The 22278-nt window shown below is 30.3% G+C and carries 12 protein-coding genes; 2 read left to right on the top strand and 10 right to left on the bottom strand.

Annotated elements, in window-relative coordinates:
* Position 1: 1 nt before the first annotated feature.
* From asnS to MDIS_RS01170, 8 genes are all read right to left on the bottom strand, one after another.
* On the bottom strand, positions 2-1351 hold the full coding sequence (gene asnS, locus MDIS_RS01210; RefSeq protein WP_044635287.1) for an asparagine--tRNA ligase: 1350 nt from the start codon (positions 1349-1351) through the stop codon (positions 2-4).
* Between the two features lie 189 nt (positions 1352-1540).
* The gene (locus MDIS_RS01205) at positions 1541-4219 is read right to left on the bottom strand and encodes an ABC transporter substrate-binding protein (RefSeq protein WP_044635286.1); all 2679 of its coding nucleotides are present in this window, start codon (positions 4217-4219) and stop codon (positions 1541-1543) included.
* Positions 4220-4228: 9 nt separating this feature from the next.
* Complete coding sequence (locus MDIS_RS01200; RefSeq protein ID WP_044635285.1) at positions 4229-10303, bottom strand: PDxFFG protein; 6075 nt, start codon at positions 10301-10303, stop codon at positions 4229-4231.
* Positions 10290-11621, bottom strand: coding sequence for an ABC transporter ATP-binding protein (locus MDIS_RS01195; protein WP_044635284.1), 1332 nt, complete (start codon positions 11619-11621; stop codon positions 10290-10292). The genes MDIS_RS01200 and MDIS_RS01195 overlap by 14 nt, the downstream gene beginning before the upstream one ends.
* The gene (locus MDIS_RS01190) at positions 11611-13020 is read right to left on the bottom strand and encodes an ABC transporter ATP-binding protein (protein WP_052506205.1); all 1410 of its coding nucleotides are present in this window, start codon (positions 13018-13020) and stop codon (positions 11611-11613) included. The genes MDIS_RS01195 and MDIS_RS01190 overlap by 11 nt, the downstream gene beginning before the upstream one ends.
* A gap of 1 nt (position 13021) precedes the next feature.
* Positions 13022-13987: an ABC transporter permease gene (locus MDIS_RS01185; protein ID WP_044635283.1), complete on the bottom strand. Its 966-nt coding sequence runs from the start codon at positions 13985-13987 to the stop codon at positions 13022-13024.
* The gene (locus MDIS_RS01180) at positions 13987-15087 is read right to left on the bottom strand and encodes an ABC transporter permease (protein ID WP_044635282.1); all 1101 of its coding nucleotides are present in this window, start codon (positions 15085-15087) and stop codon (positions 13987-13989) included. The genes MDIS_RS01185 and MDIS_RS01180 overlap by 1 nt, the downstream gene beginning before the upstream one ends.
* 495 nt (positions 15088-15582) lie before the next feature.
* Positions 15583-16695 carry a hypothetical protein gene (locus tag MDIS_RS01170; RefSeq protein ID WP_044635280.1) on the bottom strand — a complete coding sequence of 371 codons (1113 nt, stop codon included), beginning with the start codon at positions 16693-16695 and terminating at the stop codon, positions 15583-15585.
* Between the two features lie 204 nt (positions 16696-16899).
* Between MDIS_RS01170 and MDIS_RS01165 the strand changes: the two genes are divergently transcribed.
* Together MDIS_RS01165 and mnmE are read left to right on the top strand one after the other, a co-directional pair.
* Positions 16900-18516, top strand: a complete 1617-nt coding sequence (locus tag MDIS_RS01165; protein WP_044635279.1) for an ABC-F family ATP-binding cassette domain-containing protein — start codon at positions 16900-16902, stop codon at positions 18514-18516.
* 42 nt (positions 18517-18558) lie between these two features.
* Positions 18559-19887, top strand: a complete 1329-nt coding sequence (mnmE, locus tag MDIS_RS01160; protein ID WP_044635278.1) for a tRNA uridine-5-carboxymethylaminomethyl(34) synthesis GTPase MnmE — start codon at positions 18559-18561, stop codon at positions 19885-19887.
* On the opposite strand, the gene MDIS_RS01155 is transcribed toward mnmE, so the two are convergent.
* Positions 19876-20706: a Cof-type HAD-IIB family hydrolase gene (locus tag MDIS_RS01155; RefSeq protein ID WP_044635277.1), complete on the bottom strand. Its 831-nt coding sequence runs from the start codon at positions 20704-20706 to the stop codon at positions 19876-19878. The two genes, mnmE and MDIS_RS01155, sit on opposite strands and share 12 nt — an antisense overlap.
* Position 20707: 1 nt before the next feature.
* A complete protein-coding gene (gene lysS / locus MDIS_RS01150; protein WP_197722424.1) occupies positions 20708-22177 on the bottom strand; it encodes a lysine--tRNA ligase in 1470 nt (489 codons plus the stop codon).
* Positions 22178-22278: the final 101 nt, after the last annotated feature.

Below are 22278 nucleotides of genomic sequence, written 5' to 3'. Positions count from 1 at the left end.
TCTACATTAAAATATTTTTATTTGTTCGCGGAAAAGGAATTACATCACGGATATTTTCAACTCCAGTAATATACATTAAAAGTCGTTCAAAACCGAGTCCGAAACCACTAGATCCTGGATTTCCGAATTTTCTTAAATCCAAATACCACTGAAATTCATCGATATCCATTTTTAATTCAGTCATTCGCTCTAATAATTTTTCATAGCGAACTTCACGTTGCGATCCACCGATTAACTCGCCAATTCCAGGAACTAGAAGATCAAAAGCGGCAACTGTTTGACCGTCATCGTTTTGGTGCATATAAAATGCTTTTAAACTTTTTGGATAATTTGTAATTACAACGGGTGAACGGAAAATTTCATCGGCTAAAAAGCGTTCGTGCTCTGTTTTTAAATCAGCACCAAAAAATAAGTCTTTTTCTTCAAATTTGTCTTGATTTTCCAAAAGAATTTCAATCGCTCTTTCGTAAGTAATTTGACTAACTTGCGAATCACAAAATTGAATTAGTCGGCGACGAAGATTTTTATCACCAACTTTTTCTAAAAAAGCAAACTCATCTTTGTTTCGAATTACAACGGTTTTTATAACTTTTTGAAGCAATTTTACCGCTAATTCGATAATTTGTTGTAAGTTAAAAAAAGCAACTTCAGGTTCGACCATTCAAAATTCAGCAGCATGTTTTCGTGTATTTGATTTTTCAGCACGAAATGTTGGAGCAAAAGTATAAACTTTTTTAAAACCTAGTGCATAAGCTTCCGCATGAAGTTGACCAGTAACGCCTAAAGTTGTTTTTTTGTTAAAAAAGTCTTTACTTTCGTCATTAACTACAAAAACTTCGCCAGCACCTTCGCCATCATTTGATGTTAAAATTGGAGCAGAAAAATTGACAAATCCTTGTCGACGTAAAAATTTGTGAATTTCAAAAAAAAGCGCTGATCTTAACTTCATTATCACGCGAAATAAGCGGGTTCGGTGACGAAAGTGAGGGATTTGCCGTAATACCTCAAGTGAAATTTCCTGGTTTTGAATTGGGAAATTGTTACTATAATTATGTCCTTTAACCTCAAGATTATCAACTAAAACCTCACCAGATTGTTGACGATCTGGTGTGCTTCAAAAAATTCCTGATATTTCAATCGCCATACCGATTGCTAAATTTTCTGTTTTTTCAAATTCAATAAAATCACTTTTGAGAACGCATTGTAAATTTTTAAACGATGAACCGTCGTTTAGTTCGATAAACATAATTTTTAAATTTCCGCGGATGTTTGTAATTCAACCTTGAACCGTAACTTTTCTTTGATCAAATAATTCAGGATGAAGAAAAATTTCATTGATTGTTGCCGACATATTTCCTTACTCCATTTTGAAAAACTTTATTAATTATAACATAAAATTTATTTTTTTTATTATGTTTAACGGATAAAATTTAATCACTTATCCTGAATTTCGTTGTTTTGAATGGTAAAAATTAAGTAAAAATTAAAAAAGATGCTGTAATTCATAGCATCTTTTTTTCTAGAACTCAAAAACAAACTCTTATTCTTTCCCATCTTCAGGGGTTACAAAGTTAACCTTGATATTCTCAACATCAAAGGCAAACTGGAAAGAATTGCTGTCACCTGCGCGAATTCTGTTGATAATTCAGAAAGTATCAACCTCCATAACTGGAATAATTGGCACAAATTCACGAATAATTTTCTCAAAAACAACGACAAAATCAAAAACTTTATTTTGCGTTCAACCGTCTTTTTTTTCTTGATCCGTAAAAATTCCGTTGAAAAATGCATCAATTCGGGCATTATATTGATCAAGACTTTCGGTAAATTCAGGAACTAAAATTGGTTTTCCATTTATATCAACAGCTTTTTCTTTTTGCTCTTTATCAAGAAAAACTTCTTTAAAAATCGGGTTTTTTTGTTCATCTAACTTAATTTTTCGCGTAATTAAATCTTCAAATTTTGCTAAAAACAGTGGTGAAATTTCAAGCCGTTCAACTAGTTGTTGTTTTTCGCTTTCACTTAGTGAATTCCACATTTTTCAATAGGTAAGCGAGGCGGCTGGATTTGATTCAAGTCCAGAAAATTTATTATCTGTTGGTGAAATTTCATCAGTATTAAAAAATGCTTTTATATACGAATGTGGCTGAGCGCTTCCGATGTTGAAAAAGTCAAAATTTTTCAATGTCAGATCAAATTCACCTTTGGCAATCCGTTGTTGATAAATTCCATCTGGAAGTCTGACAGGATCGATTTGAATAAAATTATCCGAATTTCGTGAAAGAATATCTTGTAAACCAGTGGCAACTTTTTCTTCATTATCATCTTTATAGATGAAATTTAGGACAACTTTTCTAACATTTGGAAACTTTTTGCGGAAACGGTCAAGGAAAAATTTGAAAACTTCAAGATTATGGACATTATCTTTTCGCGGTACCGATTCAAATCAAACACCTTTTGCTAAATGGTTTTTAAAATTTTGTGCTAAAACTGGAAATTCAATTTTTTTGCCATCTTTGGCGCTAACTTCTGAACGATATTTTTGATCTCCTAAAAAAGTTTCAAGCGGATAACCACGAGATGTGAGAATATTATCAAAATTTGACCAAGTAGTTTGGGTGAAGGAATGATCAAGTCCGTATAAATTTAGAAGGTCAACACGGTTAATTCCGTAGAAAATTGCCCGTCGAAGGTCGGCATCTTGAAGTCAAGATTGACCTTTTTTGACATTATCAAGGTTAATTTGAATCCCGATAGTTCCATATCCAGTTTGTTTTTGCATATATTGTCGCGTTTTGCTTTCTGATCAGAATTTAGATTGGAAAGTGGAAGGGATTTTTGTTTTGGCAATATAACCATCGAGAAAAAGTGAAGATAAAAGTTCAGGTTGTTCGGCAAAAAATACTTTAATTTTATTCGGAATTGTCTTATCCGAAGAATAATAACTTTGTTTTTTAGTTAAAATCATCGAACCTTGTGAACCTAGATTTAACTCTGAAATTTCAAACGGACCATTTGTTAAAAATTTTGAAAGATCAGTTCCAAAATTATCAATTCCACCAGCGTTAATTTCAACAAATTCGCGATTAATCGGTAGTAAAATTTCTGGCATAACAACTTGACGGAATAGATTTATGAATTTTTTTGCACCCGAGTCTTCAAATTGAATTCTAAGACCAAATTCATCACCAGGAAGAAAATCGTATCTAGGCACTAAATTTGGACCATCGAAAATTTGACTTGGATCTAAAAAAGGGTTTCTTGTTAATTTAACAGTTGTTTTTTGACCATCTTTAATTACAAAAATCTCTTTTGATTTATAGTTAAAATCTGGATTTAACGATGAATTTGCCTGGACAAGTTCAACAACTTCTTTGTTTGTCATTTGTTCAAAAACTTGTCCAGTATACATTCCAAAATTTTTGGCAATTTCGGCAAATTGTTGCACAAAATTTTCATCGCCTTGATTTTGTGATTGGAAAAGTTTTTGCTCAAAATCAAGACTAACTTTCCCAGTTTTACTATCTTTTTTATACCTTCTTTGCCCAAAAGGGTTTCGATAAGGATTGCCAAATTTCGAAACATAGTCTTGCTGAAGCGAAGTCATTTGCTGGGCATTTTTAATATTAAGTGATAAAGTTTTAACTAAATTTGGTGAGGCAACATTAATATTTAAAACATAAAGGATATAATCAATAAAATTCTGAGCAATAACAGGTTGATTATTCGCCCATTTTGATGCGCCTTTGTTTAAGAAAATTGATGTTGAAACAATTGACTGACTTGCATTTTGAATGCCAATAAACGATTTTGATCCACCACTTGAAGGCGAAATTGAACCTGCTGTCATTCCAAAATCGCTAATTTGGTAAGAAGATCCGTCCTCTTTGATTGAAGATGGATTTTGCATAATTTCTTCACCACTTGATGATTGTAAATTTGTACTGTATAATTCAAAGGAAATTGCTGGTAAATTTAGTTTTGCCCCGTAAGATTTTGAAGCAGATGGCCCAGGTTTTACAAATGATTCGACTACTGAATTCAAAATTTGGTGTGATGAATTATTTTTTACATAATTTAGCGTGTTAATTGTTGTTGTTGAAACACCAAAGTCAAATTCCTTACGATTTTTTTCAATCGCTGAAGCACAAGAAAGTAGTGAAATTGCTGAAATTGGCAAAAAAGTATTTAAAATTAAGAGTTTTTTTATTCTTTTCATATTCAACACCTATTTAAATTGTGGACGAATTACGAGGTAGGCGCCTTTTTGATTTTGCTCAATATAAGTTGGAGCGAGTTGGTAATTTTTCCCGTTTTCAGCTAGAAATTTAGTGTTTCCTAATGTAAATAAGTCTTTAATTTCTTGCCTTTTTTCATCAGAGAAGTAAATTCTAAACCTTCTTTTACCTTCAAATCCTGGTCTTAATAAAGCATTTTTAAATTCACCGATAATTGACCACGAAGAAACTCAAGATTTATATCCTTCGTCTTCAAGACTTCATTTTGTTGATAAATCTGCTTGTTTTTTAAGGTAAAAAATGTTATTTGTGCCTTTGTTAGTTAATTTAATATAGAATTTTTGCCCAGTAATTTCATCTTCTAATGTTAAAAAATGGACTTTGTCTGCATCTTGATTTTTTAGAAATCCTCAAAAAGCAACTTTGTCTTGTTTTGAATCACGCCAAATTCCAGAAACTGATCTTTTGCCAACACCTTGTGCTTTTAGTGAATAATATCAAAAAGCTTCGGGTCTATTGTTAACTTTTTCACCTTTTAAGTTGGTAATTCTAATGTTTTGATCAACAACAGGCTCTAAATTATCATCATATAATTCTCAATTTAGCACTTTTCTTTGGAAGCGATCTTTAAAAAAACCGTTATTTGTTGAGACATCTTTGTTTATATAACCATTTCTTCAACGGAAATTTCCGACAACTGGTTGAATATTTTCACGGTTGTAATTTTGATAATTTGCAAGTTCGCCTCTGTAGTTTTGCAAAATACGGTTAATTTCAATTGAAATTTCACTGAAAATATCGTCTTTTTGTCTTTGGGTAGCACTTGTAATTTTTTCAATTTTACCATTATTTTCAATAGTTTTTAAAGTTAAATCAATAAATTTTGACGGCATTTCTTCTGATCTAATTTTTTCAATTTGAGAATTTTGCTCAATAGTTAATTTTTCTGCTTTTTCATACAAATTTTGACTTTGAGCTTTTTTGAAAATTTTAGTTAAATTTTCGTATAAATTATTCAAATTTTCACTATCTTTTGAGACAACAAAATTTGTTAGGAAATAATTAGTAAAATGTGAGAATAAAGTTTGCGAATAACCCTGAGCCATTTCAAAGGCAGGGATAAAATTTTTAATCCATTTTCGCGTATAAATTCCATCAACAAAATACTCATTTCCAGTGTTTCATTCAGAAATATTTTTAAACCAGGGCGAAACATTATCAAGTGTTTCATTGCTTGGCGAATAATGAATCTGAACATAATCGCGAGTAAGCGATTCCGGAAAATTATAAACATAATTACTGAAAAAATCATCAGGTTTAGTTTCGTATCTTGCCACATTTTTTGAACGTAATCAAGATAATTCAAGATCTGTGTTCATTCTTTGGAATTGATTTTTAATATCACGTTCTTTCGTTGTATAATCGACAAAAGTTTTAGTTCCAACTAAATATTGCAACTTAAATAAATCAAGCTCGGCTTCTTTGAATTCAATATTTTTCTCTTTTAATAAGTCCAAAATTCACTGATAAACTTGTGATTTATTTGAATTTTTTATGTCATCGCCAACAAAAGATTCATCATCATAAACTAATGAGTTAGATTCAGTAAATGAGCCAAAACTTAACCAAGGAATTTGGATTCTATCAAGATTTGTTAGCTGACCAAACTTAGTTGATGGCAAATTATCACGTGTTTTACGGGCAAAATTTTTAAACCCCATAAATCCAACTGATGATAAAAATAGGTGATCGATATTTTTGTTTTCAATTTTTGAATTTTTGATCAATAAATTTAAGGTTGATTTCTCAAAAGCTTCCATTAGAAAATTCGCATATTTTTGCAAATTTTCTTTTAAAACTTCTTCTGAAATTTCAAAATTTGCTCGAAGTTTTTCAAGAATTTCACTTGAATTTGTGTCTTTTTTTCAAGTAAAATCTAAATTCTGATCTGATTTTGTAGCAAAATTTTTAACTAAATTATCGTATGCGAATTTATATAGATTGAATTTTGAATTAACATAACCTAAATCTCAATTACGGATGAATTCATCATTTTTTTTATCAATTGTAAGAGCAAAGGGATCAATTGAAATAAATTCGATAAAATCTGAAATATTACTAAATTCAGTCTCTTTTTGATTATTTTGATATGCAAAATAATTATTTTCATAATCAAAACCAAAAACAGTTTTATCTCAGGCATCTAAATAAATTTTTGAAGTATCTAATTGATTATTTGAACCAACTTTAAATTTAAAATCTTGGGCAATTCCGAAAAAAGGATTTAATTCTTCAGTTTTTTCAACTTTTTGGCCAACTTGATTAAATTTAAGTAATTTTCCTAATGGCGAAGTTCAATGTGTTGACAAATCACTGTTATTTACAAATTCGGATTGATCAAGAACATTGTCATGTTTTCCAGAACTATTGATTGCTGCGTAAAAATCGTATTTTGGGTTTTGATAATATTGCTGATCATTTACGGAAATTATTTTCCCAAAATAACTACTTGCAAAAATTGGGCCGCTTGTTAAATTGCTGATGTTTCTTTCTCTTGAATTACTTTTAACTAAATAAATGTTAGCAAGCGATCTAAGAAGATAATTTGGGACAACTTTTTGGCCGTTTTCATCTTGGAAAATGAAAATTTTGCTTAAATTTTGAAGAATTATATCTTGAAATATAGCATCTAAATATAATTTTAAAATTTGGGAAGCTCTTTCACTTGCATTGTTAGGTGAAATCAATTTTGTTGCAAGAGAACTAAGATACACTGAATATAATGTTTTTAACGAATCGACAACAGCCGCTATTTTTCTAAATAGCGAATCCTTAAAATTAGTAATGTTTTTTAAACTTGCAAAAAGATCAGAATTTTCAATTGAATTTGCATCAAAAACTTTTTGAAAAAGGTCTTTAATTTTGTTCTTTAGATCTAAATCGCTAGATTCTCCTTTAAATATTTGTGAAAGTGCAAAAGAACCTGTAGAATCTTCATCTGTTTTTTTAAACAAATTAAAGAGATTAAGAAATTTAAAACCTTCTTTTTCTTTTTTAATTAAGTTTTGTGCTAAATCCTTAACATCTTTTGGAATTTGCTCACTTTTTTGAACTTCGGATAAAACTTTTGAAACATCAAAAAGTGAATCGGGAATTTCAACTTTTACTTTTACATTTCTGCTGTTATTACCAATAATTGTTCCAAAAAATGCTTGATTTTCAACTTGATTTGATAAAATCGAACTTAATGATTTTGCAAAATATCCAACCGAAAGTGAAAAACGGGCAAAACTTTGACCAGATGAATTTCACCCGTTATTTTGAAAGTTAGGAACAACTTTACTTGAAAAAGCCTTCTGAATTTGGTCAATTTTTGCAAGTAATTCAGTCAAACTTGTCGGATTTTTGAAAACTGAAGGATCAATTGCTGGTTTTCCGTTTTCAAAAAATACTTTGACTTTTAAATCACTAAAAGTTCTTGTAGCAAAATCTGGCGTATAATCTGCAACTTTTAACTTTCCAAACTCATCAAATTCAAGTAAATTTCCCATTGCATCGGTTAAGGAATTACTGAATAATTTGTTAGTTTCAAAAGAATTTATAAAGCCTGTTGGGCTATTTTCGCTAGAATTTGGTTCTCCACTTCTGAAAAATTGGGCTGCTCCAGAAATTGCAGGGTTAATTGTCCCTGATTCAGGATCGATTGAATTTAAAAGAAATAAATCATATAATTTTAACTTTCTTAGGTTAGCAGCATTTTGCAAACCTTCAATTGTTTGCAAAAAGCGGCGAGATTTTTGCGAAATTAACTGATCAATACTTTGGTTTTCTTTTGAACCATAAATGCTACTTTCATCCTCAAAGTTATTTTCGTTATCGAAACTAAAATTTGGATAAATTCCATTTTTTTCTGGATTTAAATCAGGTGTTGATTTTCTTAAATTAAGACCTGAAGAACGCGCTTGTAAATATGTTTGAAGAACATCTAAATTATAAAAAGACTGTAAACTCACACCAGAATTTGTTGAAAGAGCATTTAAAACTACGCTTGAATCAGGATCTGAATTATCTTGGGCATAGTTTAGCGTTTGGTGATGACCGTATTCGTGGGCGCCAACATATTTTAGATAGTTAATTCCAGTTGTTTTGAAAAATGGCGAAGATGCTTTTAAAAGCGCGATGTAAGGAATTCGCGAAGAGTGAGAATAGCCAATAAAATTGCCACGTTTTGAGACGTATTTTTTTAGTCCTGTTTGAGGATCGATTTCAGAATCAACATAAGTTCCAAAAAGACTTTCACCGTTAGTTTTTTTATGTTTTAAAACTTTGTCAATAAGACCGTCAAAAACTTCGCCATAAAGTTGATAAACAGTTGTGGTTTTTCCGTCTTTTAAAGTTTCAATTTCCTGAATAATTTTTGGTACTACACGGTTTTTTCAGTCAACCGCAATTTTAAAAGTGTTAAATTCTTCAAGATTTTTAGCATAATTTTTACCTTGGGGGTCAAGGTCAAAAGTTACTGTTTTTACGTTGTTTTCTGGATTTTTTGGATCTGATAGTTCAACTTCTAACTTAAAATTAGACAGTTTTTTTGTTGAATTAATTTTATAAATTGATCATAAACTTGAGTCAAAATCAGATAAAAATTCATTTTCTGCTTCAACAGAAGGATTATTCGGATTTGTTGGCAAAAACACTATGTTTTCTGGTGTTTTTTGATAAACTCCGATTGTTCTACCGACAGGATGGTCGATATTATAAAGGTCAAAAAAACCTTCTTTTGCAATGTTTTCAGCTTTTTGATTAACTTTTGAAGCAATTTCAGCAACTAAAAGCGTAGTTGTATCTGAATTAACTTTCTGATTTAGTAAAAATCGTGGACCGTTTGGTAAATTTGGACTTGAATTTTCTACATTATTAGTTCAATCTTCAAGATCAAGCGCTAAAACACCTTGGGGAATGTTGTTTCTATCATTTTTTAAGGTCGGGTTAACTAGATTCGAAACTGATCGTATTTTATAGGTTTTTCCAAAATCATCGGGGAAATTTAGACTAAAATTTTGTGGTAATTGCAATTCTTTTTCATGAGCGAACATCAAAGTTGCAAGTTCAAATTTCTTTTTAACTTTATCAAGATTTTGTCCTTCATTTTCAAAAACAAAGAAGTACTCATTGCCTTCAAATTGTGCAAGTTTTTTCGATAATTCTTCGTTGTCGCTAAATGAATTTTTTAGAATTTTTACCAAATCGTAAATGTAAATTTTTTCATTTACGATTAATTCGACAGCTGGAAGACCAGCAATCACTTTTGATCTATCATAATTTGCTAAAACTTGTTGAGTTGGAATTGTTGCAAAATATTTATCTAATGATTCTTTAGAAATCGCATCTGAAAAAATTTTATAAGTTAAATTATCAGCACCATTTCCTGTTCCAGATAAATTTGAAAAAATCGGAAAAGAACCAAAAAATGAATCAGGATAGAATTCAATTTTTGTTTCTTCTTTTCTTTCAGTTGAATGTTGCCCTAAAAGTAAATTATTCCCGGATCTTGTCACCCCTTTTTTTAGTGCAAAATGTTCTAAAGTGATCGCATCTGGACCTCAGGATACATTTTTGTTAAATCAATGAGCATATTTTACAAACTCTGATGGTAAAAGCGCATCTCAATATTCATTAACAAATTTCATTACACCAATTTTTAGTTCAAAAATTGGTGTTTGACGGTCATAATTTTCGGCAAACCAATCAGCAAATTCTGTCTCCGAAAAACGTCTTTTTGCTGATTTTATTTTTGGATCTAGCAAAATTGTTCCTGAATTTTGCGACGAATCTGCTGTAATTTCAAAAGTGGCAACTTTTTCACCCTGAGCGTTACGGAAGTTAGCATAGACTAACTGATTTTTTTTCGTTTCAACACTTTCATCAGATTGAACATCGATATTGTAAACACCGAGTTCGTTGTTAATTGAATAAAGTTTAATCCCACCCATAAGACCAGCTGAAACACCTGTAAGCGCGCCGCCAGCAAGTAAATAACTAAGTAAAATATTAGTTTTTTTCATAATTATAGTCTCCTGATTTTCACCTGTTTACCTCAGAAAAAGTTGCTAAAATATAGTGATTATTGCCTAAATCAATTCATTCAGGTTGGTTTTGTTCTGAATAATTATGAATTATTGGATCATAAATAAATCCAGCAAGCGATTCACCTTTTGATTCAATTGTCGGAATTGATTCGATGAGAGATTTTGTATAAGGATGTAGGAAATTCTTGATAATTTCTTTAGTTGGTCCAATTTCTAAAATTCGCCCACGATAAATTACGGCAATGCGGTCGGAAATATATTCGACCATTCGCAAATCGTGGGAAATGAAAAAGATTGTTAGGTTGTATTTTTCTTTTAAATCTTTAAAAATGTTAATAATTTGCGCTTGGATTGAAACATCAAGTGCCGAAATTGGTTCATCAGCGACAAGAATTTTTGGCCTTAACAATAAAGCGCGGCAAATTCCAATTCGTTGCTGTTGCCCACCAGAAAATTCAAGGGGGAAACGGGATAAAACCGAACTGTCAAGCCCAACAGAGGCAAGCATATCAACAACATATTTATAGGTGATATCTTTTGTCGGTTTTTCCAAAAAGTGCTTTAAAAATATAGACTTTTTTTCAATAAAGTCGATGATTTTTTTATCGAGAAAACTTAATTTTTCAAGATAACTAATTAGTCTGGAAAATAAGTCAAGAACAGGAATTTCTGATGTATTTTTATAGAAATGATTGGTAATTTGTTGAATAATTTCTGGAGAAATTTTAGATTTTTTCAACGCTGACATTAAATTTTCGAAAGTATTTTGATAATAATGCTGTGAAAATAAGACTTTTATTGATCCTTTTTCACGTTGCTCTAAATTTACAAGCCCTTCAGTGATTACATCGTAAATATTTTTATAAGGATTTAGTGAAGATAGTGGATCTTGGAAAATCATTTGCACATTTGAAACTAACTTGCCAAGAATTTTAGCACGTATTTTACGGATGTTTTTTGGTAATTCAAAGCCGTTTATATGAATTTGACCAAAACTACGCGGAACTAAACCAGCAAGTGCTGATCCAGTTGTTGATTTTCCTGAACCTGACTCGCCAACAAAAGAAAGAACTTCGCCTTCGTAAATGTTAAAACTAATATCGTGAATTACTTTGTTTTTTCGGTTTCCTGTTCCGTAGGTAATATCGACATTTTTGAAACTAACAATTGGTGATTTACCTTTAAAATCAAGCATCTTTTCGACACCTGGGGTGAGAGCTCGGTAAGTGTTGCGAATAATTTTGCCAAAAAAATAACTATTTTTTTCTAAATAAAATTTCTGATTATTTCTCATTTTTTTGCCTCATTTTCGCAAATTCGATTCATTTTTGGTAAATAATTTTTGGCGGCATCACTTTTGGTGATCGAGGATCAAGCAATGCTGATTTAACACGGTGAGTCGGACTTATTCGATAAAAATTAGGTTCAATAAAGAAATCTTGTTCAAGTGCATAATCATTTCTAACCGCAAAAGCATCACCAACAATTGAATTTAAAGAAGAAGGAACAACCCCACGAATTGACTGGAGACGATCGCCTTTGTTAACATCGGGCATTGAAGTAATTAACCCTCAAGTGTAAGGATGTCGTGGATTTAAAAGAATTTCATCTCTTGTACCTTCTTCAACAACTTGACCTGCGTACATAATTGAAATATAACTTGCAAGTGAAGCGACAACTCCAAGGTCGTGTGTGATAAAAATGATCGTAATTTTCAGTCTTTTTTGCAAATCACGGATAATATCAAGCACAAGCGCTTGCACAGTTGTATCAAGGGCGGTTGTGGGTTCGTCCATTACAATAATTTTTGGTTCTAATGACAAAATTGCCGAAATGACAATTCTTTGAATCATTCCACCTGAAAGTTCGTGCGGATATAATTTCATCACCATTTCAGGGTTGGCAATTTTGGTCATTTTTAAATATAAAAGTGCTTTTTCATAAGCTTCTTTTTTAGTTTTGACAATTTTATTTAACAGCATTCCTTCCATAATTTGCAAGCCAATTTTTTTTGTCGGATTTAAAGTCGACATTGGATTTTGAAAAACAGCCGAAATAATTTTGCCACGATAGTTTGAAAGTTCTCACGCGCGAAAGTCAAAATTCTGCACTGGGTTGTTAAAAAGTTTAATTTCTCCTGATTCAACAACAGCATTTTGACCAACTAGACCGTAAAGACAAGAAGTAATTACCGATTTTCCTGATCCTGATTCGCCAATTATTGCATGAATTTCCCCTTCGTAAAAATCAAGTGAGGCATTACGAATAACAATGTTGCGAATTTCGGGATTAGCAGGATTGACAAAAGATAAATTTAAATTTTTAATTTGGGCAACAATTTTGTGTTTTTTATTGCCAATTTGTTTATATTCAACATTTTTAGCAAAAGTTTCAAAGTCAAAATGAGAACGGTTGAAACTTGTGTGTCAATATTTTTGGATTCTATCAAAAACATCACGTATTTTATAGGATTTTTTTGACTTATAGTGTTTTTTAATATTAACTTCATAAGCTAAAAATTTTTCTTTTAGATCATTAAATTTGGCTTCGTATTCTTTAGGATTCAGTTTTTTCTCTTTTAATAAATCTATTTCTTTTTGAAATTTTTCCAAATTTTTCGTTAATTTATAACACATTTTTGGATTTTCAGTTTTTAGACACTCAGGTGTTTTTGAATAAAAATACGAAATCATTTTATCTTTGTCTCCTTAGGGCATCTTGAACTGAATTTCCAATCATTTGGATCGATGATGTAAGTAAAATCAGGAAAAAAGAAGGAATTAAAACATAACGTGGATAAAGAGTTACAATCGGAATTCCAGCATTTATTGCATTTCCAAGTGTTGCAACATTTGGTAGTGAAAGTCCGATAAATGCAAGCCCAGTTTCACCAAGAATTGTCCCAGGAATAACAAAGACGATATTTGTAATCAAAAGTGGAATAATTACTGGCACAAAATTATAAAGAATTTTATATGAAGGCGTTCCTAAAACTCGCGATGCGATTACTCAGGTAAAATTTCTTGCCCTTTTTATTTGTGCGCGCACTTGATTTGCAAGTCCAATTCATCCTGTAAGTGAAAATGATAAAATTAGTACTCAAAAACTTGGGCGTAAAACTAAAGTCATCAAAATAATTACTAAAATTGTTGGTATATTTGAAATTATTTTAATAATAAAGGTGAAAATTTTATCAAAAAGATCAAAATTTCCCATTAAAGTTCCAAAAAGAGTTCCAAGAACTACATCAAAAAGGGCAACAATAAAACTTAAAATTAAGGAAAAACGAAGTCCGTGTCATAAAAAAGCTCAAACATCGCGTCCTTGTGAGTCAGTTCCTAAAATAAAACCTTGGGTAAAATAGTTTAAATTTTTCATATCTGGACGTAATTGCGTCGGCGATCCAGTTGTAAAAGGAATAATTAGTGCCAAAATTAACATAAAACCAATAGTGACAATTCCAAAAACTCCTGAAAATGAACGGGAAAAGCGGAGAAAAACTTCGTAGAAATTATTTCGTGGTTTTCCAAAATAATTTCGATCAAAACTTTTCGCCTGTGCAGTCATCAATTTTCACATTTGGTAAGAAAAAGGCTGTAAAAATGGATTAGGTTTTAAATTTTGGTCAATATATTTTTCAATCGAAGGAAAATGCTGCATTATTTCGCTCTCCTTCTAATTCGTGGATCAAGTAATTCGTAACTTATGTCTCTCAAAGTATAAGAAATTATTGTTAAAAGTGAATAAACAATTACTAAAAAAAGAATGATATTATTGTCTTTTGATTGAATTGCATCAATCATAATCCCACCCGAACCGGTAATTAGGAAAATTTTTTCAACAAAAATTGAACCAATAAACGATCCTAAAACAACAATTGGGAAAAAAGTTGCAATTGGGAAAAGCGAAGCTTTAAGCGCATGAGTTCAAACAAAGCGATTTCTTGTTAAATTTTTTAAATAAGCGAATTTTGCATGCATTGAATTTAGTTCATTATTAAGTTCAAAGCGAATATAGCGAACGTAACTAATTACAGAACCAATTGAAAGTGCAAGTGCTGGTAAGACAAAAGTTGAAAAATCCTGAATATCAAAAATGTAAGGAATTCCAGTTTTTTGTCCAAAAATAAGCAGAATTAATGCAAAAACTAGTGAAGGAATTGAAGAAAAAACGGCGATTCAAATTGTTGCAAAATTATCAAGAAATTTTCCTGGATTTTTACCAACAGCAATTCCAAGTGGAACTCCAATTAAAATTGTTAGGAAAACTGAAACGATACCAATGGAAAATGATGTGAAAAATCGTTGTCAAATAAAGTCACTAATTTCAACGCGCGGTCTTAAACTGTAAGAAATTCCAAAGTCAAAATTTATAAATTTTCAAAGATAATTGAAATAACGTTGTGCTTGCGGTAAATCAAGACCATAAAGTTGTTTTTCTGCAGTTTTTTGTGCTTCGGTTAGACCATCAAGAAAACCAGGATCGCCTGGTATTGAATCAATTAGCAAGAAAACAAAAGTTGCCACAATCCAAGCAACTATTACAAATTCAAGAAAAATTTTGGTGATTTTCTTTAAAAATCTAAAAGCAAAAGACTCGAAATTAATGTATCTAAATCAAGTAAATTTATTTTTGCGAGGTTTTGGAACTGAATAAATATAATTATAGTCAATGTTTTTGCTATTAATTTTAACATCAGAGTAACCTAAAACACTTGATTTCAAATTCTGATGCTGGCTATCGCCATTTTGTAAAGACATTTTTTTCCTTTCTTTTTTTGCTTATTTAAATAAAAAAACGGGTTTTTAACCCGTTTTCAATTCTAATCTATTGTTTTTATAACCATTATGCGATTAGTTTCGAAAAGGGCAAATAGCAAATTAATTGAATATTCAAATTTTTCTTATTCTTTTTAATAGAAGAAATCAGTCTAGAAAAAATATTAAAAAATGAAAATGCAAAAAAATTGATTTTATTAAAAAAAACCATATGTGCAAATCAATAGACACTACTGTTTTTTTGCATTTTCATCCCTTCATATTTTTTTAAAAGACTATTAAACATTATAATACAAAAAGTGAAAAAATATTAAAAATTTACGTAAATTTTGAAAGTCTTCATATGAAATAAACATAACAGCATCTAAATTTTTACTGTTTTTTGCTTAATTATGAAAAAATTATTATTTTTTTCATAATATGGACAAAAATAATAATTATAGAATAAAATTATGCAAATACACTTTTTTGTAGTTATTATTTAAATTGATATTTAAACTTAAATTCATCGCTTTCAAAGTCAGAAACTTCACCATCAAAAGGAATCAAAAAACTTTGCGAAACTAACCTAATGAATGGTTTTGAGTGAAAAATTTCACTAGGTTGATCTGGTGCTTTCGGCTTGTTATCATCAAGATTAAAATTAAAATCAGCAACCGATTCTGGCTGATTAATGTCATTCACCATTTGTAAATCATATTCAGAATTAACATTTTCAGTTGTATTAAGTTCGACTTTAAAAGGATCTTTTAAAGTATGACCATATCAGTGAAGTCGAAAAACTGGTGTTGGTCTAACATTCGGAGCGCTGATTCTTCAGTTTTTATCTTTTTCTACTTGATTTTTATCGGTTTCTTTTTGCTCTGTTTTTTTATCAACTTGATTTTTTGTTATTTTTTTAATGTTTGTTTTTTCAGTTTCCTTTTTTTCTTTATTTGGAACAGTTTGTTTTTGCTCTGTTTTTTTAGAAAAATTAAGTGGATCTGTCAAAAAAACCTTATAAGCGTTAATTAGAATATAGTTTTTTTTGTCATCAGAAATGATATTTGGTTTGACAAGTTTCATTTCGATAAAACGTCAATTTGGATCAAAAATCTTTGAAATTTTACGATAAATTTCAATATTATTGGTTTTATCAACTATTTTTTCTTCTTTATTATCAAAGTTGTTTTGAACATCTAAATAAGAATCAGCAGTTTTTTTAAACGCTTTTTTTAGAAAATTTGGATTTATTTCCTCGTTTGCATTAAATTTGTTTTCAAAAGTTAAAATTCTGTTTTTATTATCAAAAACATAATATTTTCCAACTTTTGAAGCATAAATTCTATTTTTTTCTTCAGATGAAAGGTTCATTAAACTAGGTTTATTGAGAAATCATTTCAATTTAATTGCATTTACTTCTGAAACGTAAAGGTTAAATGATCGTGGTTCCTGTTTTTTGAAAGTATTTGACTTTTCGGGAAATTCAAAAATAGGCTCAAAAAGTCGCGAAATATCAATATTAACTTCTGGTTCCTTGCAAGAGACCAAAAAACCAAGCGAAACTGGCGTGAACAAAAAAAGGAAATTCTTAATTTTTTTCTTTAACATTTTTGTCCTTTTTCTAAAAAATGACAATTCTTCCCAAAATTTTCAATACTGATATTAATTATAATACATTATAGAAAATTTGATTAAAACAATGCAAAAAAAATGTAATTTATACGCTATTTTTGTTTGTTTTTTTCTTTATTTATAATATAATTCTTACTTATCATAAAAAATTAGAAATTATATTACCCAAAGGAAAAAGAAATGCTAGAAGTTAGAGAGTTATCGAAAATTTTTGCTGATAAACCGTTGTTTCAAAATGTAAATTTAAAATTTACAGAAGGAAACACTTATGGTATTATTGGTGCAAATGGTGCTGGAAAATCGACTTTTTTAAAAATTTTAGCAGGTCTTATTGAGCCAAGTTCAGGTTCAATTCATATTTCACAAAATCAAAGAATTTCTGTTTTATCACAGAATCACTTTGAATTTGATGAATTTAACGTCACTGATGTTGTAATAATGGGAAACCAAAAATTATACCAGATTCAACAGGAAAAAGATCAAATTTATGCAAATCCTGATGCAACCGAAGAAGATTACAATCATGCTGGTGAACTTGAGGAAAAATTTGGGCTTTTAGGTGGATGAAGCGCTGAAAATGATGCACAAATTCTACTTTCTGCCCTTGAAATTCCAAAAGAATTCTGAAATATGAAAATGTCAGAGTTAAAATCTGCCTATAAAGTTAAAGTTCTTCTCGCAAAAGCATTATTTGGAAATCCCGACATTCTAATAATGGACGAACCAACTAACCACCTTGATTTTAAGGCGATTAAGTGACTGAAAGAATTTCTAATTAACTATAAAAATGTTGTTCTAATTGTTAGTCATGATAGTGATTTTTTAGATCAAGTTTGCACGCACACAGTTGATATTGACTATGGTGAAATTCGAATTTTCACTGGAAATTACAGTTTTTGAAAACAATCTTCTGAATTGATGAAAGAACTGCAAAAAAATGCTAATGCAAAAAAAGAAGAACAAATTGCAAAATTAGAAGCTTTTATTGCAAAGTTTTCTGCAAATGCTTCTAAATCAGCGCAGGCAACTTCGCGAAAAAAATCACTTGAAAAAATTCAGCTTGATGAAATTAAACCTTCTTCAAGAAAATATCCTTACATCCGTTTTGGCGTTTTCCCGCGTCCAGGGAAACAAGTTTTGACTGTTGAAAATTTAACTTACCAAAATCCACTTACAGGTGATTTTTTGTTTAAAAATGTATCTTTTAACCTTTTACCAGGGCAAAAAATGGTAATTTTTGCTGACGATGATTTAGTAAAAACTAAGTTACTTGACATTCTTGCTGGTAAAGAAGAGCCAACTTCTGGGAAAATTAGTTGGGGATCAACGATAAAATTTGATTATTTACCAGCAAATAATGACAGTTTTTTTAGTAGTGATCTTGATTTAATTGGTTGGATCTCACAATGACCAAGTTTCAATTCTCAAGCAGAAAATAAAGATAATTCAACGCAAAGAATGCGTGCTTTTTTAGGAAGAATGTTTTTTAGCGGCGATCAAGTTTTTAAAAAAGTTGGTGTTACATCAGGGGGAGAAAAAGTTCGACTTATGTTTTCCAAAATAATGTTAAGTGAGTCGAATTTCCTAATTTTTGACCAACCGTTAAACCATCTTGACTCAGAATCGATTGATTCTTTTATCGAAGGTTTAAAACTTTATGACTCAGGAGTGATTTTTACAACTTTTAATTTAGCCTTAATTAACGAAGTTGCGAATGCAATTTTAGACATTAAACAGGATTCTGCTGTATTTTTCCAAGGAACTTTGGCTGAATACGAGGAAAAAGTAAAGCTTTAGTTTCCTTTTTTCCCTATTTGCATTATTTAGGAGAATTTAACTTTGATTTCTGATACAATTTGTGCAATTGCGTCTGGGGCGGTTAATCAGGCAATTTCGATTGTTCGCATTTCTGGTCCTAATGCCTTTAAAATTATGGAAAAAATTTTTACAGGTAAAATTGGTAATTCAATGGATATAACTTTCGGTTGAATTCATGATAATAACCAAAAAATTGACCAGGTTTTAGTGTTATGATTCGCTGGAAACAAAAATTTTGTTGGCGAAGATACAGTCGAAATTAACGCTCATGGCGGTGTTTTAAATACAAATTTAATTCTTGAAACAATTCTAAAAACCAAATTAGCACGACTTGCAAATCCAGGCGAGTTTAGTTTGCGTGCTTTTTTAAATGGAAAAATCGATCTGGTGAAAGCACAAGCAATTAACGACTTAATTCATGCTCAAGTTAGATCACAACACACAGCCGCATTAAGTCAGTTTTCGGGTGCAAGTTCAAATTTTATTAAAATTTTAATCGAAAAAATCGAGCAAATTATCGGCATAATCGAAGTAAATATTGATTATCCCGAATATGATGATGTCCAAATTTTGACCTCTGAAATTCTTTTGCCAAAAATTGAAAAACTATTAATTGATTTTAAAGAATTAATTAGAATTGCAAATAATTCACGATTAATTTATCAAGGAATAAAAACTTGTTTAGTTGGCGAGCCAAATAGTGGTAAATCTTCACTTTTAAATGTTTTAATTAACGAAAATAAGGCAATTATAAGCGAAATTCCAGGGACAACACGGGATGTTGTTGAGGGGAATTTTGTAGTTGATAGTTTACTTTTTAAAGTTTTTGATACTGCAGGCATTCGGAAAACTAAAGGTAAAATTGAACAAATTGGCATTAGTAAAACTTTTGAAAATATGGAAAAAGCCGACCTAATTTTGCATATAATTGATGCCTCTAAAAAAAATAGTGAAAATCTTGATCTAAGTAGTAAAATTCGCCAAGAACAAATTTATATTAAAGTCTATAATAAAGTTGATCTTCTTGAAAGTCAAGAAAATCAAGAAGGTAAAGTTTTCATTAGTGCGAAGCATAAAAAAATTGACAATCTTATCGAAAAAATTAAATCAATTTTTAATTTTTTGGGAAAACAGAATGAATTTGTTGCTAATTCATTTCAAATTTCGCAAATTGAGTTGGCAAAATTGGCAATTTTAGATGCAAAAAATAGTTTGCAATCAGGTTTTGGGCCTGAAATTGCAATTGTCGATTTGCGAATTGCTTGGAAGGAATTAAAAACAATTTTTGGTAGAGTTGATGACGAAAATTTACTTGATTCAATTTTTTCTAAATTTTGTTTAGGAAAGTAGTTCTTTTTCGTTTTCTAAAAGAGTTTCGATTGTTTTGGCGATTGCTCCAGAATTGCAATTACCAATTTTTTCTGTTGCAATTTGAAGTAAGTCAGGAGTTGCATCTTCCATTGCAAAACCAAAACGGGCTAATTTTATCATAAAATAGTCATTCGAACTATCGCCAAAAGCGACTAATTTCGTTGCATCCAAGTTGTTTTGGTCTAATAAAGTTGAAATTGCGTTAGCTTTATCGACACTTAACGGATTGATATCAAGAAAAATACGGTTTGTAATTGTTACTTTATAAAGATTTTTCAGTTTAGTGTCCCATTTTTTGTATAAATCTTCGATTTTTACAACATCATTTCGAAATGCAACTTGTGTAATTGGCTCTGTTTCGATAATTTCTAAAATTTTTGTCTCTGAAACTTTATTATAATAATTTAAGTCCATTATTTGTTGCTTTTTTAGTCATTCGTGTTCATCGGTGATTGAAAATTCAAAAAGGTTACTTGGAGTTGAAATGGCACAAATTGAGTTAGTTTCTTTACAATCTTTGAGCAAATCAAAGGCAATTTCCTTCTTGAGAGTGCCATTATTAGTTGTTTTTTTTGCTTTAACATCATGAACTAATGTGCCATTATTTGATACTAAATAATGAAAATAAGGATATTTTTCTGCTAAATCAAGGCAAGCAGAAAGTCCACGACCAGTTGCAACAGCTAAAAGATGCCCTGATTGATAGAGTTTTTTTAGCATTTCAACATTTTCAGGATGAATCGTGTTATCGTAGCGCAATAAAGTTCCATCAAGGTCAAAAGCAAAAAATAATTTCATATTAATCCTTTTTCGATTTTAATTGCGGAAATAAAATAACTTCACGAATTGATTCGTTGTTTGTTAAAAGCATTACAAGTCTGTCAATACCAATTCCACATCCAGCTGCAGGGGGCATTCCGTATTCGAGTGCCTGAACAAATTCGTAGTCAATTTCGGAAGCTTCTTGATTTCCTTTGTCTTTTTCGCTAATTTGTGCTTGAAAACGGGCTAATTGATCGATTGGATCATTTAATTCGTCAAACATATTTGCAAATTCTTTCCCTACAATAAACAATTCGGCTCTTAATGTGAAATTAGGATTGAGCGGATTTGATTTTGCAAGTGGGGAAATTTCAATTGGATGACCTGTAATAAATGTAGGATTTATTAGTGTTGGCTCAACAAATTTTTCGAAAAATTTATTAATTAAATGACCTTTGGCAAAAAAAGGTTCGATTTTAATCCCCTCTTTTTTAGCGATTTCAACTAAAGTGGGAAAATCGGCGCTTTTTATGTCAAAATTCATTAATTTTGAAGTAATTTCAACCATATCATAGCGGGCAAATTTATTTAAAAAGTTAATTTTGTGATTAGCAAAATTAAAATTTTCTAAATTTAAATTTAGTTTTTCGAATAAAAAACGAAATAAATTTTCGGTTTGATCCATTATTTTATTCAAATCAGCATAAGCTTGATAAAATTCGATTGAAGTAAATTCCGGATTGTGAGTTGTGTCAAAACCTTCGTTGCGAAAAATTTTGCCAATTTCATAGACAGCATCAAAACCACCAACTAGCAATTTTTTAAGCGGCAATTCAGTTGCAATTCGAAGGTAAAAATTTTGACTTAATGAATTGTAAAAAGTAATAAACGGTTTTGCGGCTGCACCACCTAAAACTGGCTGCAAAACTGGAGTATCAACTTCTAAAAATCCTTGCGAATCGAAAAAATTACGAATTAAGGAAATAATTTTGCTACGATTTAAAAAGGTTTGACGTGATTCTGGATTTACAAGCAAATCAAGATAGCGTTTACGGTATTTTTCATCAGGATTTTCAATTCCATAATATTGATCAGGTAAAGGGTGTAATGATTTTGTTAGAATTGAAAAAGTATCAACCTTAACGCTAATTTGATTAGTTTGAGTTTTAAAAAGATAACCTGAAATTTCGACAATGTCACCAAGGTCGAGATTAGCAAAAGTGAAATTGTTTTCAGTTTGAAATTGTTTAGAAATATAAACCTGAAATTGTAGGTTTTGACTAAAAATTATAAAAAAAGGTCCGCGTTGACGAAGTAGACGACCAGCAAAAGTAATTTTTATTTGGTGTTCAACAAAAAAATGTTGTGGTTTTTCAGCAAATTTTTCATTTATTTTAACTAAATTATCATGTTCAAATTTTGATTTAGGAAAATTAAAGCCTTGATCTTGCAAGTTTTGAAGTTTTTTTCGGCGAAATTGTTGTTGATCATTTAGTTTTGACATAATTTCATTTCCTTAATTAGTAAAATAAATTTATTTGTGAAAATAAAACCTTTCCTACTCGATTAAACTCAAAAGATAAAATTAGGAAATAAATTAGGGTTTAA

The organism is Mesomycoplasma dispar (assembly GCF_000941075.1).
Classification (GTDB): Bacteria; Bacillota_I; Bacilli_A; order Mycoplasmatales; family Metamycoplasmataceae; genus Mesomycoplasma; species Mesomycoplasma dispar.
Note: the sequence above shows the minus strand (reverse complement) of the source record. Positions and strands in the feature narration are given on the sequence as shown.